The sequence below is a fragment of the Haloferula sp. genome, from assembly GCF_049672945.1.
GTDB lineage: Bacteria > Verrucomicrobiota > Verrucomicrobiia > Verrucomicrobiales > Akkermansiaceae > Haloferula.
The window spans coordinates 1-4,472 of record NZ_JBATWY010000192.1; the positions used below are offsets into that span (position 1 = coordinate 1).

Consider the following 4,472-nt stretch of genomic DNA (forward strand, 5'->3'; position numbering starts at 1 on the left):
GACATGGTCGGGCAGCTCGTTGCCAATCTCCGTGTTTCGGCGAATGATTTTGGCGAGTGTCTGATCCGTGACCAACTTCAGGATCGATAGATCCAAAGCGGACTCATACCAGAACCGATCACCATCCCGCAACGCGATGAATTGGCGACTGAGTATTTGGTGCAGGACGGGCCCAACCATGGCGTCTCTAACATGCGGCTCGCAAAGAGCACCGATCCAGAGGTCGATGTCGTCCACCGTGTCATAGACCGAGGCGAGTTTTGCCTGAATCTCCCGGTCGGGGTTGACGTCGCGGAAACTGCGGGCGGCAGAAAGGCCCAGTTCCCGGCGAGCGGCATTGTACGAAGGCAAACCGTGGTCCCGTCCACGTTGGATGTTCAGAGAAGCCAAATCGAAGCCTCCCGAACCCGGAGGGCCGAAAAGGAAGTTGCGAACGTCATCAACTAGAACTGCGTCGAGTTCCTGGCACCGCTGATGGGCAAGTCCTCGCAGGATGGAGTCGATGCCATGGTCTTCGGTCAGACTCGGATCGAAGAATGCACTGGCGAGTTGAAGATTGCCGTCTTCGATCGTTTGACCGTTGGAATCAATTCGCAAAATTTCGTTTGGCAGCAAGCTGTGGCCGAAGCGATAGGCCGCTGTCGCGAACTCGTTCGAAATGGTTGGATCCACATCCTCCCGATAGCCCCTGTAGGGTGGAATCGCCCGGGGTCCGAGCAGCAGGGGAAGGAATTCGCCGTAGGTGATGTGCTGCATTTCCGCTCCAATGATCATCCTTGCGAACTCGTAGATTTCATCATCGGTCGCGGCGGGGTTCACTCGCTTGAAGCGGGATGCCCAGTAGTTGTGCTCGCGAACAAACAAGGTGTGCATCGCGGTAAGGGCGGCCTGTTCGTTGGCGCGCACATCACCTGCCAGGAACCAGAAGCCGGTCGGGTCAGGCGCGTTCTCTTCTTCGGTTTCGTTGTAGGGAAGCAGGTCGCCGAATTCGGAGGATGTGGTCTTGAGCTCGCCGCTGCCATCGAGCTTCCGCAAGGCGTAGGCACGCACGCTGTCGGATCCATAGACGTTGGAGGCATCGATGAAGGAGGTGACTTCGTTGACCTGCTCGCGCGTCCCATTCTCGATCTCATAGAACGAGCGATTCAGGTTGATCACCTGAGCTCCGGTGCCGGACGGATCAAACCATGAATCCCCTGCAGGGACCTCAATATCAAAAGGCTCGGCCGGGTCGATGGTCGGAGTCTCAACGATGTCGTGGTCGAGAAACTGGCCCCATTGCCACATGAAATCGGTCGCGCCGCGCTCGTTCGGGATGCCTCCACCTCCAGCAACAACGGCATTGCTGACAGCCCGTGCGGATGGGCGGTCGGCTCCTGCAGGACTCTCGACCCCGTCACCATAGTCGGAATCGAGGTGCCGGATCATGGGATGGTCGGCGGAACCGAGCTCGGGGTCGTCGATGTTGTTTCCCGCTCCATCAATCGTACGGAATTCGGCCGGAAATTCGACGGTATCGGCGTCGGTGGGAGGTGGATTCTGAGGACGGGCTTCGCGTTGTCGCTGAACCGGGATGCCGGGCGCCCGGCGATCCCTTTCTTGAGCTCCGACTGAAGGAGTCAGGACCGCTACAATCAGCAGTCCGGCGTGGATGGAATGGTGCATGTTCATCTGTTGTTTTTGTTCGGGTTCTGCGGCGTCTTGGTTCCCGCTTGTTCGCCAAGTAAGCGGTGTTGCGTGTTAGGGAATGATGTCGATCGGGGTACTATTCTGTTAAGGGACGGTAAAAGTGGTCGCTCCCTGCCCGGATCTTGAGGCAATCTCCGCTCGATGGATGCGATCGATGCTTCTGAGGGACGCCCGCTGCTGGTGGTCGACGATGACCGAAAACTGGCTGGCCTGATCCGTGACTATCTCACTCCTCTGGGATGGAGGGTCGAGATGCGCCACACGGGCCCGGAAGGTCTCGAAGCGGCAAGGGATGGCTCTTATGAGGCGGTCATCCTTGATGTGATGATGCCGGGAATGGATGGCTTCGAAGTATTGCGGGAATTGCGCAAGACTTCGAATGTGCCGGTCTTAATGCTGACGGCGATGGGTGAGGAGGCGGACCGGATTGTCGGTCTCGAGATGGGCGCGGATGACTACCTGCCGAAGACATTCTCAAGTCGCGAGCTGCTTGCCCGCTTGCGGGCCGTGACCAGGAGGGTTGCCGTGAGCGAGCCGGAGGATGATGGGCGCGAGGATCTCGTTGTCGGAGATCTCCGCTTGAATGAAAGCACCCATGTCGCCTTGTTGGATGGTCAGCCGCTGGATCTAACAGCACTTGAGTTCGCCATGCTTGCCGCCTTGATGAAGGCAAAGGGTCGCGTCAAGTCGAGGGAAGCCCTGCTTGAGGATGTGTCCGATCGGCGCTTTGATGTGTTTGATCGTTCCATTGATGTGCACGTGTCCCAGCTTCGTCGCAAGCTTGGGGACGACGCAAAAAATCCACGCTTCATCCAGACCATTCGCGGGGTGGGTTACAAGTTACTTGAAGGAGGTGACTCGTGAGTGAAAAGGTGAGGTTTCCACTGTTGGCGAAGATGCTGGTCTGGTTGTTGATTCACTTCGCCGTGCTGGCGAGTGCCTTTGCGATTTTCGTGAGCTGGCAACTTCAGCTTGGACTTGATTCGTTGCTGAGTGGTGCGGCAGGCGACCGCTTGAAGACCCTGGGGAGTGCCGTGGCTTCGGATCTCAAGGCGGCTTCTACTGAACAGTGGCCCGAGATTCTGGAGCGCCATGTGGAGCCATATGATCTGGATGTGATGCTGGTGCTTGCAAGGGGAAGGGAGGTGTTCGGGGATGCTTTGGAAATCCCGCCGGACATTGAAGAATTGCTCAAGGGTGTCGATGGGGGTAAGGCTCCGAGGCCCAAGCCGGTGCGCTTTTCCAAGGATGACTTTGGTCCTCAAGGTGGGGAGGGTGATCGGCCCCCTCCGCGTGCAGGAAGACCTCCACCTCGGGATGGTCCGCCATTGCGGGGGGTTCCCTCCGACGAGCCATTAGATGACGGTTCTCCGCGTGGAGGACCGCCACGGCAGGGTCCTGGTACGGATAGTGCACCAGAGGTCAGCGCGGTCTTTCTCAGTCGGTCACAGAAAGACGAAGGATACTGGGCAGCTCTGGATCTGCCGCTCTTCGATCCTGCCAAGGACCGGCCCTTGCACGGCATGCTGATTCTCCGCTCGGCCAACCCTTCAGCCGGAGGTCTGTTCTTTGATCTAAAGCCGTGGCTTCTTGGTGGCTTGGCCGTGCTCTTCCTCAGCCTGCTTTTGTGGGCTCCTTTCATCATCAGCATCACCCGTTATGTTTCCCGTCTATCCCATGCCACCGAGCGGATCGCTCTAGGTAGGTTTGATACCCGAATCAAGGGGGTGCGGCGGGACGAGTTGGGCAGTCTCGGTGAGTCAATTGAGAACATGGCCCAACAGCTTGACCGATTGCTCAGCGGACAGAAGCGTTTCCTTGGAGACGTGGCTCATGAGTTGTGCTCGCCGCTCGCGCGAATCCGGACTGGCCTGGGTGTCATGGAACATGGCTTGGACGACGCGCATAGGCTGCGGCTTGAATCGATCGAGGAGGATGTGACCGAGCTTTCGGATCTGGTGTCGGAGCTGTTGGATTTCACCAAGGCGTCGACTGCTCCGAATACCGTGAAACCTGAACCGATCGAGTTGCTCCCCTTGTTGAAGGAGCAGCTCAAGCACGAGTGCGAGGGGCATCAGGTCGAGTGGAGAGTGGCACCGCATCTTACGGTGCAGGCAGACCGTCGTCTGCTCTCACGTGCGATTGCCAATGTCCTGCGCAATGCCCACAGGCATGCCGGCGAGTCTTGCCAACTCCACATCTATGCCAAGGAGAAGGGCAAGAGCGTGGAACTGATGATCGCCGACGATGGTCCGGGCGTAGGTTCCGGGGTGGTGTCGCGCCTGTTCGAGCCCTTCTACCGTCCTGATGAAGCGCGCAATCGCGAGGCAGGGGGTGCAGGTCTTGGAATGGCGATCGTCCACACGGCTGTCGAGGCCTGTGGCGGCTCTGTTAGCGCACGCCGGGTTGACCCCCATGGCTTGGCGATCCTCATGGTGCTTCCTGCTGCCTGAAAAGGCCGCTCGCTTGAGCCAACAACCAAGATGGAGCCTTATTTTAAGGGGTGTTTTTAAGCTCCGAAAAAATCTCCAAAAAAAGTCCCGAAAGGTATTGACGGTGTGGGAAGGAAATGTAGTTTCCCCCCCGCCGCACCTCCGGGGGTGGCGCGAGAGACGGGAGTCGATCGGAGCTTTGGACTGGCCTGCGGGTTGGTTTGGACGGTTCGATCGGCTTTTTAGTCCCCTCGGAAGAAGATCTTTTACAGCATTGGCTTGGACGAAGTCCGGAGATTGAGTCGTGTGAAAGCACGAATCATGCCGAAGGAGCGGAAGTCCGAGTGGAAA

At 58.1% G+C, this 4,472-nt stretch carries 3 protein-coding genes; 2 read left to right on the forward strand and 1 reads right to left on the reverse strand.

What is annotated here, in order from left to right:
- On the reverse strand, nt 1-1,665 hold a 1,665-nt coding region (locus WBG04_RS17810; RefSeq protein WP_424316057.1), incomplete at its 3' end, for a peroxidase family protein.
- Nucleotides 1,666-1,830: 165 nt separating this feature from the next.
- On the opposite strand from WBG04_RS17810, the gene WBG04_RS17815 reads away from it, so the two are divergent.
- Both WBG04_RS17815 and WBG04_RS17820 read left to right on the forward strand, forming a co-directional pair.
- Nucleotides 1,831-2,553 carry a response regulator transcription factor gene (locus tag WBG04_RS17815; protein WP_424316058.1) on the forward strand — a complete coding sequence of 241 codons (723 nt, stop codon included), beginning with the start codon at nt 1,831-1,833 and terminating at the stop codon, nt 2,551-2,553.
- On the forward strand, nt 2,550-4,142 hold the full coding sequence (locus WBG04_RS17820; protein ID WP_424316059.1) for a sensor histidine kinase: 1,593 nt from the start codon (nt 2,550-2,552) through the stop codon (nt 4,140-4,142). Before WBG04_RS17815 ends, WBG04_RS17820 begins: the two co-directional genes overlap by 4 nt.
- Nucleotides 4,143-4,472 lie beyond the last annotated feature (330 nt).